Here is a 20179-nt window from a genome sequence, read left to right on the forward strand (position 1 = left end):
CGGTGACAAGGAATGGCCGGCGGGATAACGCGTTCTGTCGATATTCTTGAGCGTCGTTGAGGATCCGGCGGCCGCGATTGGTCAGGTGCGTTCGCGCGCCGCGGCGTGAGCGCGGCCGCGCCCGTCAGGCCGACGCCGCGTCGCCGCCGTCCTCGGCTTCGCGCTCCTCGCGTTCCTCGCGCGGCAGCGTCAGCATCCCGGTGTTGTAGACGTATTCGTACACCTCGCCGTAGCGGCCCCACTCGATGCCGATCTTCAGCACGCGCTCGGCTTCGTCGGGCTTGAGATAGGCCTCCAGCTCGCGCAGCACCTGCTCTTCGCGGACCTCGCCGTCTTCGCTGGCGTCCAGCTCGGCGCGAATGTGCGCGGCCAGGGCCACGCGTTCCAGCAGCTTCTGGCCGAACAGCACCTTGCGCTCGGGCGGCTCGGTTTCCATGTAGGTCTTGCCGAACGGGGTGACGATGATGTCGCCGCGCTCGAGGGTGGCCAGCTGCAGCAGGCTGAGCGCTTCGCAGGCGGGCAGCAGGTCGTCGTCGGTGACGCCGGCTTCCTCGGCCAGGTGCGGCAGGTCGGCGCGGCCATTGAAGGGCGCCTCCATCAGCAGGTCGAGGATGGCCTCCATCTGGCCGATCTCGGCCTCGGGCAGGCGATAGGCCAGCTGCTGCTCGGCCGCCGGGGCGCCCACACGCACGCCCACCTGCTCGGGCGAGGTCATCAGGCCGTACACCTCGTCGATCAGGTTGCGCACGGCGGACGAATCGCGGTTGCGCGGGCGCGCGAAGGGCACGCGCACCTCGGCGCGGATACGGCCCGGATCGCTGGAGAGGATGACGATGCGATCGGCCATCATCACCGCCTCTTCGATGTTGTGCGAGACGATGAGGATGCTCTTGATGTTGGTGCGACGGTCTTCCCACAGGTCGAGCATCTCGTCGCGCAGGTTCTCGCCGGTCAGCACGTCGAGCGCGGAGAAGGCTTCGTCCATCAGCAGCAGGTCGGGCTCGGTCACCAGCGCGCGCGCGATGCCCACGCGCTGGCGCATGCCGCCCGACAGCTCGCGCGGCAGGGCGCTGTTGAAGCCCGACAGGCCGATCAGGTCGATGGCCGCCTCGGCGCGCTCCTCGCGTTCGGCCTTGGGCACGCCCTGGGCTTCGAGGCCGAGCTCCACGTTCTGCTGCACCGTCAGCCACGGAAACAGCGCGAACGACTGGAACACCATCGCGATGCCCTGCACCGGACCGCCGTATTCGCGCCCGCGGAACAGCACCTTGCCGCGGTCGGCGCGCACCAGGCCCGCCATGATGCGCAGCAGGGTCGATTTGCCGGAGCCGGACTTGCCCAGCATGGCGACGATCTCGCCCTGGCGCAACGTGAGGTCCACGCCCTCGAGCACGGCGCGGTCGGTGCGGTCCGCCGTGCGGAAGATTTTCGAGACGCCGCGCAGTTCGATGACGGCTTCGCCGTTGGTGCCCATGGTCAGTTCTCTACAAAAGTCGTCTTTCGTCTTACAGGCGGGTGCGCTCTTGCGCCACTTCGTACAGCCGGTTCCACAGCAGCCGGTTGAAGCCGACCACGAACAGGCTCATCACGCCGATGCCCAGGGCGATGCGCGGGAAGTCGCCCTTGGCGGTCATCTCGGCGATATAGCTGCCGAGGCCGGTGGCAACCAGCGTGCGGTCGCCCCACGACACGTATTCGGAGACGATGCTGGCGTTCCAGGAGCCGCCCGCGGCCGTCACCAGGCCGGTCAGCAGGCTGGGGAACACCGCCGGCACCAGGAAGCGCTTCCACTTCAGCCAGCCGCGCAGGCCGAAGTTGCGCGCGGCCAGCCGCAGCTCGACCGGGATGCTCGACGCGCCGGCAATCACATTGAACAGGATGTACCACTGCGTCCCGAAAATCATCAGCGGCGACAGCCAGATCTCGGGGTTGAGCGAGAAGCGCGCGATCAGCATCACCACCAGCGGGAACATCAGGTTGGCCGGGAAGGCCGCCAGGAACTGGGCCACCGGCTGCGCGATGCGCGCCACGTTCGGGTTCAGGCCGATGCGGATGCCGATCGGCACCCAGATCAGCGCGGCCAGCGCGATCAGCACCAGCACGCGCGTCATGGTCAGCACGCCCAGCCAGACCACGCGGCCGACCTCGCCCCAGCCCACCTCCGAGCGTACGAACTGCAGGATATGCCAGACCGCCGCCAGGGCCGCCAACAGAATGATGAGGTCGGCCACGCGCCCCGCCCACGGCAGGCGCACGAAGCTATTGCCGCCGGAGGAGGCCTTGGGCCGCGTGCGCTCGGCGCCCCAGGCCAGCGTGCGCTCGGCCAGCGCGGCGGTGCGCTCGAGCAGCGACTTGACCCACTCCGAGCGGCGCAGCAGGTCCAGCAGCCAGGACTGCGGCTCGCGCTCGGACGACATGGCATCGAAGCGGAAGCGGTCTGCCCAGGCAATCAGCGGGCGGAACAGCAGCTGGTCGTACAGCAGGATGCCGATCAGCATGGCGACGATGGCCCAGCCGATGGCGTGCAGGTTCTGCTGCTGGATCGCCAGCGAGATGTACGAGCCGATGCCCGGCAGCTTGATGTCATGGCCCGACACCGAGATCGCCTCGGACGCCACCACGAAGAACCAGCCGCCCGACATCGACATCATCATGTTCCACAGCAGGCCCGGCATGGCGAACGGCACCTCCAGGCGCCAGAAGCGCTGCCACTTGGACAGGCGGAACACCGTGGCCGCCTCTTCCAGGTCGGTCGGAATGGTGCGGAACGACTGGTACAGCGAGAACGCCATGTTCCACGCCTGCGAGGTGAAGATCGCGAAGATCGCCGCGCACTCCACGCCCACCAGGCTGCCGGGGAACAGGGCAATGAAGCCCGTGACCGTGATCGACAGAAAGCCCAGCACGGGGATGGACTGCAGGATATCCAGCGCCGGGACCATCACCTTCTCGGCGGTGCGGTTCCTGGAGGCGATGGCGGCAAAGGCGAACGAGAACAGCAGCGAAGCACCCAGCGCCAGCAGCATGCGGATGCTGGTGCGCAGCAGGTAGTACGGGAGCTGGGCCACGTCCAGGCTCACGCTCAGCGGCTCACCCGGGGTGTAGGGCACGTTCATCTGCCGGGCCGCGTAGGCCACCAGCACGATGGCCGCCAGGATGATCGGCAGCAGCGCCAGATCGAAGCGGTTGGGCGGCGCGGTCAGCAGATTGCCGAAGCTGACGCCGAAGGGTCCCCGGATGGTCGTTTCGTTGTCGTGTTGCTGCATTGTGAGAACCGGGACGGAATCGCGGACGGAAAGCGCTGGACTCGGGTGGGACGGGGCGGCGCCCGCAAGCGGCCGCTTGGCACCCGGCGGCAAGCCGCCTAGTTTACCTTGCGTAGCGCCAGACCCCGCCGCGCGGTTGCCAGTCTGCCGGCGTCACATTCCAGAAATGTGACAAGGATGCGACAACGCGGGCCTGTCATTTTTTATCCAACAACCCACCCCGGACCGAACGGGAAACGACGATGTCCCAGACCCTCCGTGTGATCGTCACCGTACAAGGCCGCGTGCAGGGCGTCGGCTACCGCGCCGCCTGCGCCGACATGGCGCGCGCCCTGGGGCTGCGCGGCTGGGTGCGCAACCGCCGCGACGGCGCGGTCGAAGCCTTCCTCGCCGGCCCCGAGCCGAACGTGCTGCGCATGCAGGCGTGGATGGAGGAGGGGCCCGACCTGGCCCTGGTGACCCAACTGCGAACCACCCCGGGCGACATAGAGCCGCTGCCGCCGGGGTTCGAGGTCAGGCCGACGGTGTAACCGCCCGGGCATCGGCGCCCGTGGTCTGGCGGGCGGGGCACGCAACGGCAACCGTCAACGCAACATCGGCATTTCGCCGTTCAGGCCGCGGGTTCGCGCAGCACGTCTACCCCGGATTTGATGTTGCCTATGCTGGCCAGGCCGCCATCCCGCTCTGGCGCGTCGCACGTACGCGAACCCACGCGACCCCACACTGAGCCGCCTGCCATGCCGCCCGTCCTGCCGTCGATCCTGAGGTGCTTCCGCCCGGCCGTCTCGCGCCCGGAGGCGGAAACCGCGGCCCCGTCGCCGTCCCAGGAGCACGACCGGCCGGGCTCGCCGGAGCGCAGCCCCCGCCGGGCGCCGGCTGCCCTGCAAGGCCTGGCGCCACGGGCCGGATCGTCGCGCCGGCAAGCGGCACCCGAGGCACCGGCCGGGCCGGCGCGCTTCCTGACCGATGGCGAACGCCAGTTCGGCGGCTATCTGATGGCCCGGGATGTCGACCAGCGTCCCGTCCACGGTGAACCACTGGACACATTGCGCAGCGCCAACGAAACACTGCTGCAAACCCGCCGGATACTGACGCACGGGCGCGGCAACGTGGAGGACGATATCGACGCCACCCATGGATTGAGCACGCACATCGCGCAGGGTGGCCGCTCCATCCAGGAATCCATGTGGCGTGCCCATCCCAAGCCTGTCGTATGGGCCGCCATCGCAATGGTGGCAGGGGCGGGGAACTGCGGCGAACACGCCGATCTGGCCACCTTCCTCCACGCCGCGAAACTGAAGGAAGGGGAAGCGGTCGACAACGTCCATATCGACGACTTCGACCACTTCTGGGCAATCGTGCACCGTGCCGAACCGGATCTGGAACGCGACGTCTACATCGACGCATGGGGCAAGGGGCCGGCGATCTTTGCGGTGGACGGCATGATGACCTACCGTCCCGGGGAACGGAGAACGAAGTTCGGCTACGACAAGGCTTCCGGCGAGGAAGCCCACGCCGACATGGAAATGCTGGCGACCGTGCTGGCGACACGGATGCGCGGCGGCATCAGCAATACCATGCACCGGCTCGGCCCGGACTATCGCTACCCGCCCGAGCGTGTCTGGGCGGTAACGCCCATCGTGGCGCAAAGATTCACGGATCGCGTCAAAGCAGAAATGTCGAAGCCGGCCGACCTGGGCAAGCTCGCGGTGCCCCCGGACTGTGCCACCCCTTCCTCCGTCGAGCCGCCGGTCACCAACGAGCGCCTGATGCAACCGCTGCGGCACGAGATCCACGCCACGCGCATCGCCAGGACGCTCGGCGCGCACAGCGTCGACACCATGGCGCATGCTGCCCGACGCATCGTTGCAGTCGCATCCGATCTGCAGGGGTACCCCATCGAGGCGCATCCTCTCCAGGCCAAAAAGGATGCAGAGGATATTGCCGCCGCTGAACGGCGCCGCGCCCGTCGCGCTGCCCTGGGCAAAGGCGAGCCGCCCGCCACGGAAAGCTGACGGTCGTCCGCGCTCAGCTCGCCTGCGCCTCCAGCGTAAAGCCGGCCCCGTCGTCCTGGCCGAGCAGCCGCACCAGCGTCGGCATGGCGTCCTGCAGCTGCGCCTTGAGCGTCCACGGCGGGTTGACGATGAACATGCCGCTGCCGTGCAGACCGAGGCCGCCCTCGACCGGGCGCTTGACCGTCAGCGTGACGTGGAGCCAGTCGGACAGGCCCAGCTGCTTGAGCCGCGCCGGCAGCTGCGCCGATTCGCGCCGCTGCACCTGCGGATACCAGATCGCGTACGTGCCCGTGGCAAAGCGCTGCAGGCTGTCCTGCAGGGTCTGCACGGTGCGCGCGTAGTCCTGCTTGTCTTCGAAGGACGGGTCGATCAGCACCAGCGCGCGCCGGGGCGGCGGCGGCAGGATGGCCTTGATGCCGCCGAAGCCGTCGCCGTCATAGAGCATGACCTTGCGGCCGGCGCCGCGGAAGTTGTTGCTCAGCACCTGGATCTCCGAGCTGTGCAGCTCGAACAGGCGCAGGCGGTCATGGTCGCGCACCATCTGCCATGCCAGCCATGGTGAGCCGGGGTAGTGCTTGAGCCGTCCGTCGGGGTTCAGCGAGCGCACCTGGTCCAGGTAGGCGTCGAGCAGCGGCGGCAGCGTCTGGCCGGCGGCCACGGCATGCCACAGACGGTCGATGCCGGTCTCGAACTCGGCCTTCTTCTTTGCCCAGGCGTGATCGAGCGCGTAGAGCCCGGCCCCGGCATGCGTGTCGATGTACCAGAACGCCTTGTCCTTCTGCGTCAGGTGATCGAGCAACTGCACCACGATGGCGTGCTTGAGGACGTCGGCGTGGTTGCCGGCGTGGAAGGCGTGTCGGTAGCTGAGCATGGCAGGCCTCATATGCACGGACGGGCGCCCGGCACACAAGCGAATGGGGAAGGGCGCGATCCTACCATTCGGCAGCGCGGACGCGGCGGCGGTTCCCCTCGGCGATGGGGCGCCCTCGGTTCAGCGTGGCGACGGCCAGGCCGCGGCATGCGTCCCCAGGGGCACGGCGGGAAGCATCCAGCGCGGCGGCGTATCGGAGAGCTGCCCCGCATGGCGCAGCGCGGTCAGCGGCCCGAAGCCGGAGGCTGCGGTCTCCAGCCACGGGCCGATGTCCTCATAGCGCGGGTCCGCCGCGCCCAGGCCATGGTCGAGCCGGCCCAGGCCGCGCAGCCAGTGCGCCGTCTGTGCCAGCGACACGCGCACATGCCAGCTGCCGCCTTCGGTGAGGCGGCGGGCCAGTGCCGCCATCGCGCCGGCGGCCATCAGGTAGCCGGCGGCGTGGTCGAGCGCCTGCGCGGGCAGCGGACGCGGCCGGGCCTCGCCGGCGGCCTCGGCTTCGGCCCGGTTGAAGCCGCTGGCGGTCTGCACCAGCGAGTCGAAGCCGCGCCGATCGGCCCACGGGCCGGCATGCCCATACGCCGACAGGCTCACATAGACGATGCCCGGCCGCAGCGCCGCCGCCTGCCGCGGCCCGAACTGCAACGCCGCCAGGCCGCCCGGCCGATAGCCCTGGATGAAGAGGTCGGCGTCGCGCAGCAGGGCGCGCAGGCGATCGGCGTCGGCGGGATCGCGCAGGTCGAGCCGGGCCGAGCGCTTGCCGCGCCCGGTGTCGATCACCAGCGGCGGAATCGACGGCAGATGCGGCGCGGTGACAAGCAGCACCTCGGCGCCGTGCGCGGCCAGCGTGCGGCCGCAGACCGGGCCGGCGATCACCCGCGTCAGGTCCAGCACGCGCACGCCCGACAGCGGACGCCCTTCGCCATGCGACGGCAGCGGCTCGGGCGGAGCGTCGCCGATGCGCTCGAGGATGATCGGCGGCAGGCCGGCCAGGGCCATGCCCTGCGGGTGCCGGTCCCATTCGTCGAAGGTGCGCGCGGCGCTCACCACCAGCCCGGCCTCGGCGGCGGCATCCTCGAAGGCCAGGGCCTGCCAGCCGGCCAGCGCGCGCGCCACGGCCTCGCGATCGTGCGCGCAGCCCAGCAGGCGCAGCACACCGTCACGGTGATGCGGGAAGTTGGTGTGCAGGCGCACCCAGCAGCCATCGCCGCAGCGGTAGAGGCCGGCGATCTTGTCCCAGGGGTCGGGCGGCAGCTGGCCGCCCACGCGGAAATAGCGCTCCGAGCGGAATTCGAGCGCGGCGTGATGCATGTCCACCGAGACTGACTGGCGCCGGCCGGTGCGCAGCGTATCGATATGGGCCGCCCCCAGCGCCGCCGCCGCGATCGCGCTTTGCGCCAGCGTGCCGACGGCGAACGAGGAGGGCAGCGCCGGCTCCATGCCCGTCAGCGCCACGCGCGACAGCGCCTCGTCCGGCTGCCCCAGCATGCGCCAGAGGCGGGCCAGGGCCTGCGCCGGGGTCGTCACAGCGGTGGGATGGCCGACGCGATCGGCAAGCGGCGGGGAGGACATGGCAGGCTCCGGCGAAACGGCGTGCCTGCATTACAGTCCCGTGCCGGCGATCGCGTCAACATCGCCTAACTAAATTGATCGACCTCACTCGGAGGATTTCCACAAATACAAATAAAGCAATGTGTTAGTTTTTTAGTCCTCGTCCTCGAACCAAACACAAAAGTATTTCCCGCCTTCAGAGGCTACGACGATGCCCGAGTCAAACGTGGACTCTGTCATGGCACTCCAACTCTGTGCAGTCGTTGTCGAGGCGTCACGATTCGAAAAGTAGCGGCTACTCGCATCCCCATATGCGGAGATGATTTGCACAGCAAGAGAACGGGCAGCAGCCTCCGGCATGCATTCGTGCCCGTAAGCCTGGTCTTTCCATAGCAAGGCCGCCAGGATCTCAATCGCCTGCTCTCGATCTTGCTCGACAAGAAGAGAGGCATCCGGTGTTAGCCCAAACTTCGACATAGCCCTCGAGATGTCACCAGAACATTCCCTTACAAGAGACAGTCTGATCTCCCCAACGCGTCGGGCCACAAGAATGGCATTCATATCGACCATAAACCCGTCACCCCATCCAAAAATCCGCTTGAAATCTATCGGCCATCAAATCAAATAAGCAGTAATAACGTAGTATGGCATCCCGTTATATGTTTCATATTTCAAAACGATCTTCACCTTGCTGAGGTTTACCAGCTTCCCGCTATTGCGATCAACACCGTGACCTATGGTTCTGCCTACCTGATCGGTCAGCGCCAGTCTGCTCCCGCGACTGGCCGATTGAGCCCATGCTTTAATGCTTACAACGTTCGCACGCATTGCTTTGGAAATAGCCCACTCCGCATCCTGAAGACTATGGAATGAGGACACGATCATTCTGTTAGGTTCCGCTGCAAGCCGTGCCCGCAGTTCAGCTTCGGTTTTGCCAACGTGCTTCAGTATCGTGTGGCCGCCAGGCCCCTTTAGGACTCTCGCCTCGTGTTGCATCAGATTGATCCGCCCCATCCGAATGCTAGACGCGCGCACAGCCCCTACCATCCCAGATAGGCCAAACGGTACGGCGATATCAAGCGATAGACCAATGTTGTTCGCCATGTTGGCGTCAACATTCAGCGTCCGTGCCAGCTTGGCAGTACCTTGCTGAAGCAGACTGGCCGTATCCTGTCCCGTCCAGACTTGCTTGACGCCTGCCGCCGCCGTGTCCGAGCCGTGTACGCCGAACACGACACAGCCAACCTTGCTCGCCATGGTCGGTTCGGGCATCACGCAAAGCGCACTGGCACCGAGCATTTCCAGCACGCCGCCCACCACGGTTAGTCCACCCCATAGCCGATTGGACAACGCGGCTTCCTGGCTCAGAGACTCACCGGTCAGCACGGCCGCCATTTGCACTGGAGACAGCACAATGCGAACGCCATCTTGATCTACTTGCGGCATTTGCAACAGCTCCCGTTATAAGAGGAGACCGCATTTTATTCGTGAAAAATCCTCGATAGAGACAATTATTATTTAAATATTATTAAAATCAAACCAATACCGTTTTGCCTGACCCGTACCGCATCCGAATATCACAAGAGGGTCTTGTGTAAACAGCTGCGAAAGCGCGTGGACAAGCAAGCCAGACGTCAAGATGACCTGGCTTGGCTCAATTGTGATTGTGAAAAAGGGCGCCCTGTTGAGCGCCCCAATGATCGCTGGGCAATGGATCATCCACGCTAATACGCGAACAATCCATGTCACCGAATCGAGTCCGGCGGCTCGGAGACGATCTACCCCTGCGGAATCTCGATCTTGACCTCCAGCACCTCCAGATTGTCCTGGCGCTCGAGGTTGACCTTGATGTCGTCGTTGCCGATCTTCACGTACTTGGAGATGACCGCCACCAGCTCGCGCTGCAGCGCGGGCAGGTAGTCGGCCGGCGCGCTGTGCGAAGACCGCTCGTGGGCGAGGATGATCTGCAGGCGTTCCTTGGCGACGCTCGCGGTCTTCTTCTTCTCGCCCAGCAGGAAAGACAGGATCGACATGGCGTCTCCTTATTTGCCGCCGAACAGGCGCTGCAGGAAGCCCGGCTTGCTGTACTCAACGTAGCGCAGCGGCTTTTCCTTGCCCAGGAAGCGGTCGATCACGTCGGCATAGGCGGCGGCCACGTCGGTGCCGTCCAGGTGGATGGCCGGGATGCCCTGGTTGGACGCCTGCAGCACGGCTTCCGATTCCGGAATCACGCCGATCAGCTTGATGCGCAGGATCTCCTGCACGTCGGTCAGCGACAGCATCTCGCCCTCGGACACGCGCTTGGGGTTGTAGCGCGTGAGCAGCAGATGCTCCTGGATCGGCTCCTTGCCCTCGATGGCGCGGCGCGACTTGGACGACAGGATGCCCAGGATGCGGTCGGAGTCGCGCACCGACGAGACTTCCGGGTTGGTCACGACGATGGCCTCATCGGCGAAATACATCGCCATCAGCGCACCGGATTCGATGCCGGCCGGCGAGTCGCAGACGATGTATTCGAAGCCCATGTCGGTCAGGCCGCTGATGACCTTCTCGACGCCTTCACGCGTGAGCGCATCCTTGTCGCGCGTCTGCGAGGCCGGCAGGATGAACAGGTTCTCGCACTTCTTGTCCTTGATCAGCGCCTGGTTCAGGTTGGCCTCGCCGTGAATCACGTTGATCAGGTCGTACACCACGCGACGCTCGCAGCCCATGATGAGGTCGAGGTTGCGCAGGCCGACGTCGAAGTCGATCACGGCGGTCTTGTGGCCGCGCAGCGCGAGGCCGGCGGAGAAGGCCGCGCTGGTGGTCGTCTTGCCGACACCGCCCTTGCCGGAGGTGACTACGATGATCTTGGTCATGGTTCGTCTATCTGAAAGTTAAGTCGCTCGGCACGCACGGGGCGCGTCATTTCATCCGCAACGGTTCGAGAACCAGCGTGTTCTCCGACAGCCGGATCTGCGCGGGCTTGCTCGCGAACGCTTCCGGCCACGGGGTTTCGCCGGTGCGGTAGATGCCGGCGATGGAAATCAGCTGGGGCTCCAGGCACGTGCAGAAGATGCGCGCGTCCAGATTGCCCTTCACCCCCGCCAGCGCGCGGCCGCGCAGCGAGGCATACACGTAGATGTTGCCCTCGGCGATCACCTCGGCGCCGTCGCTCACCAGGTCGAGCACGACCAGGTCGCCGCGCGCATAGACGCGCTGGCCGGAGCGCAGGGGCTTCTCGATGAGCATCGTGCCGGGCTGCATGGCCACGGCTTCGACCGGCGGGGCGGGCGATGCCGCGGGTGCCGGAACGGGCTCGGCGGCAGCGGGCACCGCCTCGGCGGCCTCCTCGCTGCGCTCGCCGCGCGGGCGGCGGCCGTGGCTGTCCAGCAGCGGCAGGCCGCAGGCCTGGGCCCATTCGGCCTGCTCGGGGCTCGCCACCACGCCGATGGCGCGGGCGCGCAGTCCGGTCAGGGTCTCCACCAGGCGGTCGATGGGCAGGCGTTCATCGGCGGCCAGGCGGCGCACGTCGATGGCGATCACGTCGTTGGAGAAAAACTCCGGCGTGTCGGCAAAGCGCCGCGTGAGCTCGGCGGCCAGGGCGTCTATGTCGGCAGTGCGCGGCGACAACAGCAGGGCATCGACGGTGCCACTGCGGATCTCGAACAGCGGCGCTTTCTTCTGGGACATAGAACGGCTACGCGGAAAAAGTGGCCCATTCTAACGTTGTTGAGGGGCCTTACCGGATTTTTTGGCCACGCGCGCCCCCCATTCGGGGGAGACCCGCGCCGGGCGCGCATCTTGGGGGCGAACCCTGCCGTGTCACTGTCACGACATGGTCACGGGCGCGTCACGCCGCCTTCCGATACTCGTTGGCGCTGAGCCCCGGCCCAGTCCGCCGTTCTCTCGCGTTGCGCAGACGATCGTGCCCGCGTGCCTTGCCATCCGCACACACAAAAAAACATTCAGGGAGAAGTCCATGCAAGTCCGACCGCTGTCGTCGGCGGCATTGCCGCTGGCCGCCTGGTTGTCGCTGTCGCTGACCGCCTGCGGCGGCAGCGACGATCCGAGCGCCGCCTCCGCCGCGCCCAGCGGCACCAAGGCAACGCTCGCCGTGCTGGAGACCACCGACCTGCACACCAACGTGCTGTCGTACGACTACTTCAAGCTGGCCGCCGACAGCTCGCTCGGCTTCGAGCGCGTGTCGACGCTGATCGCGCAGGCGCGCGCGCAGTTTCCCAACACGCTGCTGCTCGACAACGGCGACACCATCCAGGGCACCGCGCTGTCCGACTACCAGGCCCTGGTGAACCCCATCGCCTGCGGCCAGACCCTGGCCATCTACAAGGTGATGAACGCAGCCGGGTATGACGGCGGCGGCATCGGCAATCACGAGTTCAACTACGGCCTGCCGTACCTGTCGCAGGTCACCGGCAACACCTTCAACGTGGCCGGCATGGCCGATCCTGCGCAGCAGACCCGGTGCGCGGGGCCGAGCTTTCCGCAGGTGCTGGCCAACGTGATGAGCGCCAAGACCAGCGCGCCGCTGTTCCAGCCCTACACCCTCCTGACCAAGACCGTGACGGCGACCGCGCCGGACGGCAGCACCGTCAGCGCGCCGCTCAAGGTCGGCATCATCGGCTTCACGCCGCCGGCCATCACCAGCTGGGACAAGCGCTGGCTCGACGGCAAGGTCTACACCGTCGGCATCAAGGAGGCCGCGCAGCAGTACGTCCCGCAGATGCGCGCGCAGGGCGCCGACGTGGTGGTCGCCATCTCGCACGGCGGGCTGGACAACTCGACGTACTCGCCGACGATGGAGAACGGCAGCTGGTGGCTCTCCACCGTGCCGGGCATCGACGCCATGCTGATCGGCCACTCGCACCAGCTGTTCCCGGACGCCAAGAGCACGGTCGGCCAGTTCAACCTGCCGGGGGTCGACAAGGTCAATGGCACGGTCAACGGCGTGCCGACGGTGATGGCCAACTACTGGGGCAAGCACCTGGGCGTGATCCAGCTCGGGCTGGTGTACGACGGCACGCACTGGTCGGTCGACAAGACCCAGACCACCGTGGAAGCGCGCCCGATCCAGAACGCCGACAAGACCTACGTTGCCGCCGACCCGGCCGTGTCCGCCGCAATCGCCGCCGAGCACCAGGCGACCATCGACTACGTGAAGACGCCGATCGGCAGCACCGACTTCCACATGAGCACGTTCTTCGCCGATGTGGGCGACCCGGGCGCGATCGAGATCGTCAACCAGGCGCAGGCGGACTCTGTGTCGGCCTACATCCAGGCCAACCTGCCGCAATACGCATCGCTGCCGGTGCTGTCGGTCAGCGCGCCGTTCAAGAGCGGCTTCGGCGGCGGCACCGACTACACCGACGTCGCGGCCGGCTCGCTGGCCATCAACAACGCGGCGGACCTGTACCTGTATCCGAACACGATCTACGCGGTCCTGGTCAGCGGCACCGACATCAAGAACTGGCTGGAGACGGCAGCCAAGCGCTTCAACACCATCGACCCGACCAGCGCGACGGTGCAGAAGCTCGTCGGCACCTTCCCCGGCTACAACTTCGACATGTTCACCACGGCCGATCTCACCTACGAGATCGACGTGACGCAGGCGGTGGGCAGCCGCATCAAGAACCTGCAGTACAAGGGCGCGGCCATCGACCCGGCCGGCCAGTTCATCGTCGCCACCAACAACTACCGCGCCAGCGGCGGCGGCAACTTCCCGGGCCTCGACGGCAGCAAGACCGTCTATGCCTCGCCGGACGCCAACCGCGACGTGCTGATCCGCTACATCAAGAAGCTCGGCACCGTCACGCGCGCGGCCAACGGCTCGCAGCGCAGCTGGCGCTTCACCAGGCTGGCGAGTTCGGTGGCCCAGGTGCAGTTCGCCTCCGCGCCCAACCGCCTGGCCGACGCTACGGCCGCGGGCCTGGCCGGCATCACGCAAGTCGCGGCGGATGACGGCAGCGGCAAGGGCCTGGCGACATACCAGATCGACCTGACGCAATAAGGAGAGCACCCCGCATGTCTTCGTTTCGTTCCGCATGGGCCGGTGCGCCGGCCGGGATCGCGGTGGCGCGCACCGGCCAGTCGGTGCCGCTGCTGAGCGCCGCTGCCGCGCTGGCCGTGGCAATGACGGTGGGCGGCTGGCTGTCCGGCGCGCGCCACGCCTCGGCCATCGATGCCACGCAGATCGAGAGCTGGCGCGCCATGGTCGCGCAGGCAATGGAGCCCCAGGCGCTGCGCCAGTTGCGCCAGCTCGCGCGCGGCGGCTCGACACCGGCGCGGACCGCGCTGGGCGAAGCGCTGCTGGACAGCCGCGATGCATCGCTGCGCCATGAAGGCGTGCGCTGGCTGGAAGCCGCCGCGCAGCCGGCCGACGGCGCGCCGGGCGACGCGCGGGCACAGCTTGCGCTGGGCAAGGCGCTGTTGCTCGGCACCGGCGGCGTGGCGCGCGATTACCCACGCGCGCTGCATCTGCTGCGCCAGGCCGCCGACCGCGGCGATGCGGCGGCCGCGTACTACCTCGGCCTGATGTATCGCAGCGGCTACGGCACCGCGGCGAACACGGCGCTGGCCGCGCACTGGTTCGACGGTGCCGCGCGCCACGGCATTCCGGCCGCGATGTTCATGCTGGCCAACGCTTACCGCGACGGCGATGGCGTGCCGCGCGATGAAGCGCGCGCGTTGGCGCTGTACGAGCAGGCCGCCGAGCACGAACTGCCGGAAGCCGTGCAGGCGCTGGCGATGGCTTACCAGAACGGCGAGCTCGGTCTCGCGCGCGACGATGCCGCCTTCCGCAAGCAGTGGCTCGAAACCACGCACGCACTGAAGCACCCAGCGCTGGCGCCGTAGGCACGCCGTCGCGGCAGTCGATCGGGATCGATCGGATCAGTAGAGTCCGCGGGTCTGGGCGTGCAGGCGCACCAGGCCCAGCAACGCATCGATCCGCGGGGTCGGCACGCCCACGTGCTGGCCGATCTCGCGCACCGAGGCCACCAGCGCATCGATCTCCAGCGGGCCGCGCCCGGCTTCGGCATCCTGCAGCATCGAGGTCTTGAAGACGCCCAGCTGGCGGGTCACCGCGCAGCGCGCCTCGCCGCTCTGCGCGATCGGGCAGCCGATGCGCGCGCCGATCGCCTTGGCTTCGTCCATCACCGCCAGGCAGAAGGCCGACACCTGCGGGTCGTCGAGGATGCGGTCGCACGTGGCACCGGTCAGCACCGAGACCGGGTTCATGGTCATGTTGCCCCACAGCTTGAACCAGATGTCGCGCTGGATCGCATCGCTGCACTCGACCTGGAGACCCGCGCGCTCGAACCGTGCGGCAACGGCCGCCAGGCGCGGCGAAGGGCCGCCGGCCGGTTCCCCCAGAATCAGCCGCCGGCCGTTACCGTGCCGGACATGGCCGGGCGATGCGGTGGAGCACGTCAGGTGCACCACGCAGCCCAGTACGTGCCGGGTCGGGATCGCCCGCGCAATGCAGCCGTGCGGGTCGACGGCCTGCAAGCGCAGGCCCTGCAGCGGACCGGCGCGCTCGAAAAACCACCACGGCACTCCATTCATCGCCACCACCACGCAGGTGTCGGGGCCGATCAGCGGCGCGATGCCGGCGGCCACGTTCTCCAGGGCCGGCGCCTTGACCGCAACGATCACGAGGTCCTGCGCGCCAAGCGCTGCGGCAGTATCCGTTGCATGGACGGGCAGCGTGTGCGTGACGCCATCTTCGGTCAGGCACAGACCGACGGTCTGCAGCGCTTGCAGCGTGGCGCCGCGCGCCAGCACGTTGACAGCCTCGCCGGCCTGCGCCAGCCGAGCGCCCAGATAGCCGCCGACCGCGCCGGCGCCCACGATACAGATGCGTGTCATCAGTCGATCCCAAAGGAAGGGCCACGAACGACGGGGTAGATCGATGCGGCCGCGCGGAGCTGTGCCGCGAGCGCAGCCTCGCCCGCATCGGGGTCCGCGTTGAACTGTAGCGGATCGCGCTTGCGCCCGGCGCATAGCCGACCCAGCAATTCCCAGCGCCGGCCCGTCGCCATGCATGCCACTCCGAAGACGGTCAAAGATGGGGCGCCGGTACTACGTACTACCGTGAGCCTTACGCCTCGATGTCGGCGTGCCGGCGCGCTGCGATCCGCCGGCCGTCCGGGGCCTGTCAGGGCAGCTGGTTGCGCAGGATCACGAACCACTGCATCACCGAGTTCGTGTAGGGGTCGAGCTGGTTGGCGTCGTTGAGCTCGGTGATGCTCATCGATGCCGACTGCTGCACGTTGCCGCCGATCGACTTGACCTCGTGCCGCAGCGGATCGACCTCGACCACGAGGTCGCAATGCATGGGCGTCATGCCCGAACGGATCTCGGCCGGATCCGACATGAAACGGTCGGCCCCGCGCGCGGAGCAGATCAGGTCGCCCGGGCGCGGCACGGCCGGCGTGCGCTCGAGCGCAAATGCGGCATGCCTGAGCAGGCGGTCACGCGCGTCGGTCACGTATTCGGCGTGGGTGGCGCCGGTCAGGAACTGATCGTTCTGCAGGCCGGCCTTGCGCATGATCCAGGAGATGAACACGGCCGACCAGGCCCATCCGCCCGTGGTCAGCTGCTGGCAGGTCGGCTCCTTGCCGACGATGCCCCAGTATCGCTTGGCCAGCATGCAGCCGCGCGCGGTGGCTTCGCCGCCGGAGCCATCGGGATAGCGCAGGCAGGCGGCGGGCGCAGCGAGGGCAGCGCCGGGTACGGTTGCCTGCGGCTTGTCGGCGGGCATGTCGCTGCCGCTGCCGGCATCGTCATCGCTCGGCGAAGCAGCGGGTTCGCCGAGCACCAGCCACCGGCCGGGCGGCTGATCGGGGAAGCCGCCCCCCGTGACGCAGTAGGTGTCATCGCGGCCGACGCGTACCTCCTGGCGTCCCCAGCGGTCCCATTCCGTCAGCGCGATCTCGATCATCCTCTCGCGCGGTGTCGCGCCGGGGCGCGTGGCAACCACTTCGTTGTCGGGCAACGGCTCGGCCTGCGGACGCGCGGGCGGCGTGGTACAGCCGGCGAACCAGACCAGCGGAGCCATCAACAGCAGGGAAAGGGCGATGCGCGGGATGCGCGGAAACGGGCGAGACATGGAGGGAGGAGGCGATGCGGTGATCGGGCCTCGGCGTCGCTGGCCCTGCGACGTGGTACGCCAATGCCGCGGATCACTCACGCACGCAGTAGCATGCCACGTCGTCGGCGTCAGGTCCGGCGAGCCGGCTGCGCCTGGGTCGTCAATGCTCAGGCGTTGACGGCGTCCTTGAATTTCTGACCGGCCTTGAACTTGACGGTCTTGGCGGCTTCCACCTTGATTTCTTCGCCGGTGCGCGGGTTGCGTGCCATGCGCTCGGCGCGCTCGCCCTGGCTGAAGGTGCCAAAGCCGATCAGGCTGACCGTATCACCGTTGCCAACGGATTCCATGATGGCCTGCAGCGTCACGTTCAGTGCCTGTTCTGCCTTGGCTTTGGTCAGACCGTCTACGCCGCTGGCGATGGCGTCGATCAGTTCGGTTTTCGTCATTGCTTGACTCCCTTCAAGAGTAGATGAAACACACATCAGAGCCTCCAGGGGGACGGCTCCAAGGGCGACATGATACCGGCATGCGTTCAGCGCCGGCACGTGAGCTTTGTAACCGTACGCTGTCCGCGGGTTCCGCAAACCCGCATGGCTGCTGCATCGGGAGGCGGTCCCATCACATCGGGTTCCACGGTATGGGGAGTTTGTTCCGGATCGGATGGCTCGCAATGGATGGGATCGACGGCAGTCGATCGATGGGTTTACCTTTTTCTTTATGTATACAAATAGTAGTAGTAGTAAACGCCGTGCCTTTTCTGTGGATAACCGGAAAAAGCGCTTTGGTTTCAAGCGTTTATTGTATGCAAAACCCACCGGACAGCATGTGCCCGCCCGTGGATGAATCCACCTGCCCGATCCACGACCTGTCGACAGGTCCGCCAGTTGTTCCAGCGCCATCGACAGGACAGCCACAGACAGCGAACAGGCTTTCCCGATAGTTATCCACAGTTGCCGGCCGAGTTATCCACATTGGCGGCCTGGCGGAGCCGCGCGGCAGGGCGGGGACGACGTGTCGGGATGCCATGCTTTTGGTGTAGGCTCACGGCTTCGCTGACCGATGTTCCTGCCTTTCCTCCGCTGCCCCATGCCACGCTCTTCCGCTGCCGCCAAAGACCCGGACGCTCATCAGCCGACCCCGCCCGAAGCGGCCGGACTGCGCCGCCGCGACCGCATCGCCGTGCGAGAATCGGGTGTGCACGGACGCGGCGTCTACGCGGTGGCGGCGATCGCCAAGGGCAAAAAGATCATCGAATACAAGGGCGAGCACATTTCGTGGAAGGAAGCGTTGCGCCGTCACCCGCATGATCCGGACGACCCCAACCACACCTTCTATTTCAGCCTGGAAGACGGCAGCGTGATCGACGCCAAGTACGGCGGCAATCGCGCGCGCTGGATCAACCACGCCTGCAAGCCGAACTGCGAGGCGCGCGAGAAGGACGGCCGTGTCTTCATCCACGCGCTGCGCGATATCGACGCGGGCGAGGAGCTGTTCTACGACTACGGGCTGGTGATCGAAGGGCGCCAGACCAAGGCGCTCAAGGCACAGTTCGCCTGCCATTGCGGCGCGAAGAAGTGTCGCGGCACCATGCTCGCGCCGCCCGAGAAGAAGGAAAAGAAGCAGTAGGACGCCGGTCACCGTTCAGGCACCGGTCATCAGCAGGATGCGCATGGTGTGGTGAAAGGAGGCGGTGGGCCTGGCCTCGGGCGCGGCGCTACAATGCCCGCATGACCGATGCCCTGCTCACGATCACCGACCTGGAGGCCGCCATCAATTACTGGCGTGCCCGTTCGCCCTCGCAGGGCGACGAATTGCGGCTGTGTGCCGAAGCTTCGGCACTGGCCAAACCGTATGCGCTGATGATCGTACAAGGCGCCACCCGCATCGCTCCGGAACAGCTGAGCGAAAAAGCGCGGGCGGCGTTCGAGGCGTGGCGCGCCGCAACGGGCGCGTAGGGAAACCGGATCGGCTTACTTGGCGCCGGTCAGCTGCGCGGCCTGCTCGATGAAGCGCGCGAGATCCGCATCGCGGTGCGTGAGGCCGTTGGCATCGTGCGTGGACAGCGTGATGTCCACGCGATTCCACACATTGAACCACTCCGGATGGTGATTCACCTGCTCGGCCTTGAGCGCCACGCGCGTCATGAAGCCGAACGCGGCGTTGAAGTCGGTGAAGGTGAAGCGCTTGTGGATCGCATCGCGGTCGTTCTGCAGCGACCAGCCCGGCAGTTCGGCAAACAGGGCCTTGCGTTGTTCGTCATTGAGAGTCGGCATCATGGTCTCGGGTCGATGGCGGATGGGAATGCGCGCAGTATAGCCAGCGCTCAGATATCCGCCGTGTCGGCCCAGCCCTCGCGGGTGCCGGCGTTGAGTACGGCGTCGCCGTCCGCCACGTCGCCGGCGCCGAAGGTCGGCAGCGTGCCGAGTGCCTCGTACAGCGGCGTGAAGTCCGGGCCGGTGGCGTCGAACAGTTGCTCGAAGCTGTCGATCACGAAGTAGGTCTTCTGGAAGGTGTCGATGCGGTAGCGCGTGCGCATGATGCGGTGCACGTCGAAGCCGATGCGGTTGGGGCTGGCCGAATCCAGCGCGTAGACCGACTCGCTCTTGCTCGACACGATGCCCGCGCCGTAGATGCGCAGGCCGGCCGGCGTGCGGATCAGGCCGAACTCCACCGTGTACCAGTACAGCCGCGCCAGCATGTCGAGCGCACCCAGGCGCGCCGCCTTCAGGCCGCCCTGGCCATAGGCCTGCATGTAGTCGGCGAAGACCGGGTTGATCAGCAGCGGCACGTGGCCAAAGATGTCGTGGAAGCCGTCCGGCTCCTGCAGGTAGTCGAGCTGGTCGGGACGGCGCATCCACCAGCTGGCCGGGAAGCGGCGGTTGGCGAGGTGCTCGAAGAAGACTTCGTCCGGCACCAGGCCGGGCACGGCCACGATCTGCCAGCCGGTGGCGCGCATCAGCGTTTCGTTGAGCCGGTCGAACGATGGCACGCCTTCGCGGCTCATGCCCAGCGTGGACAGGCCTTGCAGGAATTCATCGCAGGCGCGTCCCGGGAGCAGGGCTTCCTGGCGGTCGTACAGCGTGCGCCAGGTGGCGTGGTCGGCGGCGGTGTAGCGGTGGACAGGCTGTTCCATCGTGAAGTCCGGGCGCAGCGTCTGGCCGTCGAGGCCTTCGGCGAACTGCTCGCGGAGCTTGTCGGTCAGGGTGCCGGTGAAGCCGGCCGGGGCCGGGGTGGGGGCTGCGCTGGTGGGGGTGGCGATGGCCATGATGGATATCCTGGTCGGGGGCGATCGGAATTCGCCAGTGTAGGGGCGGGGCCGCGCGGATTGACCGCAAAACCGGCGCCATTCGCGCGTTGTTTGCAGATTTCATGCAAAATCCTGCTTATC

General features: G+C 67.0%; 21 protein-coding genes. 6 read left to right on the forward strand and 15 right to left on the reverse strand.

Annotation, left to right across the window (positions count from 1 at the left end; genetic code table 11):
- Window positions 1-124 precede the first annotated feature (124 nt).
- Window positions 125-1474 carry an ABC transporter ATP-binding protein gene (locus GO999_RS00380; protein ID WP_016722703.1) on the reverse strand — a complete coding sequence of 450 codons (1350 nt, stop codon included), beginning with the start codon at window positions 1472-1474 and terminating at the stop codon, window positions 125-127.
- Window positions 1475-1505: 31 nt separating this feature from the next.
- Entirely contained in the window at window positions 1506-3266 is a 1761-nt protein-coding gene (locus GO999_RS00385) for an ABC transporter permease (RefSeq protein ID WP_011003252.1), read from the reverse strand.
- Window positions 3267-3508: 242 nt separating this feature from the next.
- Between GO999_RS00385 and GO999_RS00390 the strand changes: the two genes are divergently transcribed.
- Window positions 3509-3796: an acylphosphatase gene (locus tag GO999_RS00390; protein ID WP_011003251.1), complete on the forward strand. Its 288-nt coding sequence runs from the start codon at window positions 3509-3511 to the stop codon at window positions 3794-3796.
- 207 nt (window positions 3797-4003) lie between these two features.
- A complete protein-coding gene (locus GO999_RS00395; protein ID WP_211906455.1) occupies window positions 4004-5281 on the forward strand; it encodes an AVRPPHE avirulence protein in 1278 nt (425 codons plus the stop codon).
- Window positions 5282-5294: 13 nt separating this feature from the next.
- Here the strand turns inward: GO999_RS00395 and GO999_RS00400 are convergent, their stop codons facing one another.
- The 7 genes from GO999_RS00400 to minC form a co-directional block, all read right to left on the reverse strand.
- On the reverse strand, window positions 5295-6152 hold the full coding sequence (locus GO999_RS00400; RefSeq protein ID WP_011003249.1) for a 23S rRNA (adenine(2030)-N(6))-methyltransferase RlmJ: 858 nt from the start codon (window positions 6150-6152) through the stop codon (window positions 5295-5297).
- 120 nt (window positions 6153-6272) lie between these two features.
- Complete coding sequence (locus tag GO999_RS00405; protein ID WP_211906456.1) at window positions 6273-7721, reverse strand: CoA transferase; 1449 nt, start codon at window positions 7719-7721, stop codon at window positions 6273-6275.
- A gap of 132 nt (window positions 7722-7853) precedes the next feature.
- Entirely contained in the window at window positions 7854-8177 is a 324-nt protein-coding gene (locus GO999_RS00410; protein WP_019717257.1) for a hypothetical protein, read from the reverse strand.
- Window positions 8178-8315: 138 nt separating this feature from the next.
- Window positions 8316-9095, reverse strand: a complete 780-nt coding sequence (locus GO999_RS00415; protein ID WP_211906750.1) for an RNase A-like domain-containing protein — start codon at window positions 9093-9095, stop codon at window positions 8316-8318.
- A 383-nt stretch (window positions 9096-9478) separates the two neighbouring features.
- Window positions 9479-9733 (reverse strand): cell division topological specificity factor MinE, encoded by a 255-nt coding sequence (gene minE, locus GO999_RS00420; RefSeq protein ID WP_016722710.1) that lies wholly within the window; start codon window positions 9731-9733, stop codon window positions 9479-9481.
- A gap of 9 nt (window positions 9734-9742) precedes the next feature.
- A complete protein-coding gene (gene minD, locus GO999_RS00425) occupies window positions 9743-10558 on the reverse strand; it encodes a septum site-determining protein MinD (protein ID WP_011003247.1) in 816 nt (271 codons plus the stop codon).
- A 46-nt stretch (window positions 10559-10604) separates the two neighbouring features.
- Window positions 10605-11372, reverse strand: coding sequence for a septum site-determining protein MinC (minC, locus tag GO999_RS00430; protein WP_211906457.1), 768 nt, complete (start codon window positions 11370-11372; stop codon window positions 10605-10607).
- 289 nt (window positions 11373-11661) lie between these two features.
- Here minC and GO999_RS00435 point away from each other — a divergent pair, with 289 nt between their 5' ends.
- Window positions 11662-13707, forward strand: a complete 2046-nt coding sequence (locus tag GO999_RS00435; RefSeq protein WP_020833123.1) for a bifunctional 2',3'-cyclic-nucleotide 2'-phosphodiesterase/3'-nucleotidase — start codon at window positions 11662-11664, stop codon at window positions 13705-13707.
- Between the two features lie 14 nt (window positions 13708-13721).
- Complete coding sequence (locus GO999_RS00440) at window positions 13722-14552, forward strand: tetratricopeptide repeat protein (protein WP_211906458.1); 831 nt, start codon at window positions 13722-13724, stop codon at window positions 14550-14552.
- A gap of 36 nt (window positions 14553-14588) precedes the next feature.
- Here the strand turns inward: GO999_RS00440 and GO999_RS00445 are convergent, their stop codons facing one another.
- The 4 genes from GO999_RS00445 to GO999_RS00460 form a co-directional block, all read right to left on the reverse strand.
- Window positions 14589-15566, reverse strand: coding sequence for a 2-dehydropantoate 2-reductase (locus tag GO999_RS00445; protein WP_016722715.1), 978 nt, complete (start codon window positions 15564-15566; stop codon window positions 14589-14591).
- Window positions 15566-15739, reverse strand: coding sequence for a hypothetical protein (locus tag GO999_RS00450; RefSeq protein ID WP_019717252.1), 174 nt, complete (start codon window positions 15737-15739; stop codon window positions 15566-15568). Before GO999_RS00450 ends, GO999_RS00445 begins: the two co-directional genes overlap by 1 nt.
- Window positions 15740-15855: 116 nt before the next feature.
- Complete coding sequence (locus GO999_RS00455; protein WP_211906459.1) at window positions 15856-16809, reverse strand: DUF2272 domain-containing protein; 954 nt, start codon at window positions 16807-16809, stop codon at window positions 15856-15858.
- A 149-nt stretch (window positions 16810-16958) separates the two neighbouring features.
- Window positions 16959-17237, reverse strand: a complete 279-nt coding sequence (locus GO999_RS00460) for an HU family DNA-binding protein (protein WP_011003241.1) — start codon at window positions 17235-17237, stop codon at window positions 16959-16961.
- A 640-nt stretch (window positions 17238-17877) separates the two neighbouring features.
- Between GO999_RS00460 and GO999_RS00465 the strand changes: the two genes are divergently transcribed.
- Both GO999_RS00465 and GO999_RS00470 read left to right on the forward strand, forming a co-directional pair.
- Entirely contained in the window at window positions 17878-18417 is a 540-nt protein-coding gene (locus tag GO999_RS00465) for an SET domain-containing protein (RefSeq protein ID WP_020833118.1), read from the forward strand.
- A 101-nt stretch (window positions 18418-18518) separates the two neighbouring features.
- Complete coding sequence (locus GO999_RS00470) at window positions 18519-18746, forward strand: DUF3717 domain-containing protein (RefSeq protein ID WP_011003239.1); 228 nt, start codon at window positions 18519-18521, stop codon at window positions 18744-18746.
- A gap of 15 nt (window positions 18747-18761) precedes the next feature.
- Here GO999_RS00470 and GO999_RS00475 read toward each other — a convergent pair whose 3' ends face one another.
- Window positions 18762-19067 (reverse strand): 4a-hydroxytetrahydrobiopterin dehydratase, encoded by a 306-nt coding sequence (locus GO999_RS00475; RefSeq protein WP_011003238.1) that lies wholly within the window; start codon window positions 19065-19067, stop codon window positions 18762-18764.
- 47 nt (window positions 19068-19114) lie between these two features.
- Window positions 19115-20056 carry a phenylalanine 4-monooxygenase gene (phhA, locus tag GO999_RS00480; RefSeq protein WP_211906460.1) on the reverse strand — a complete coding sequence of 314 codons (942 nt, stop codon included), beginning with the start codon at window positions 20054-20056 and terminating at the stop codon, window positions 19115-19117.
- Window positions 20057-20179 lie beyond the last annotated feature (123 nt).

Origin of the sequence: Ralstonia nicotianae (genome assembly GCF_018243235.1) — a bacterium.
GTDB classification, from domain to species: domain Bacteria; phylum Pseudomonadota; class Gammaproteobacteria; order Burkholderiales; family Burkholderiaceae; genus Ralstonia; species Ralstonia nicotianae.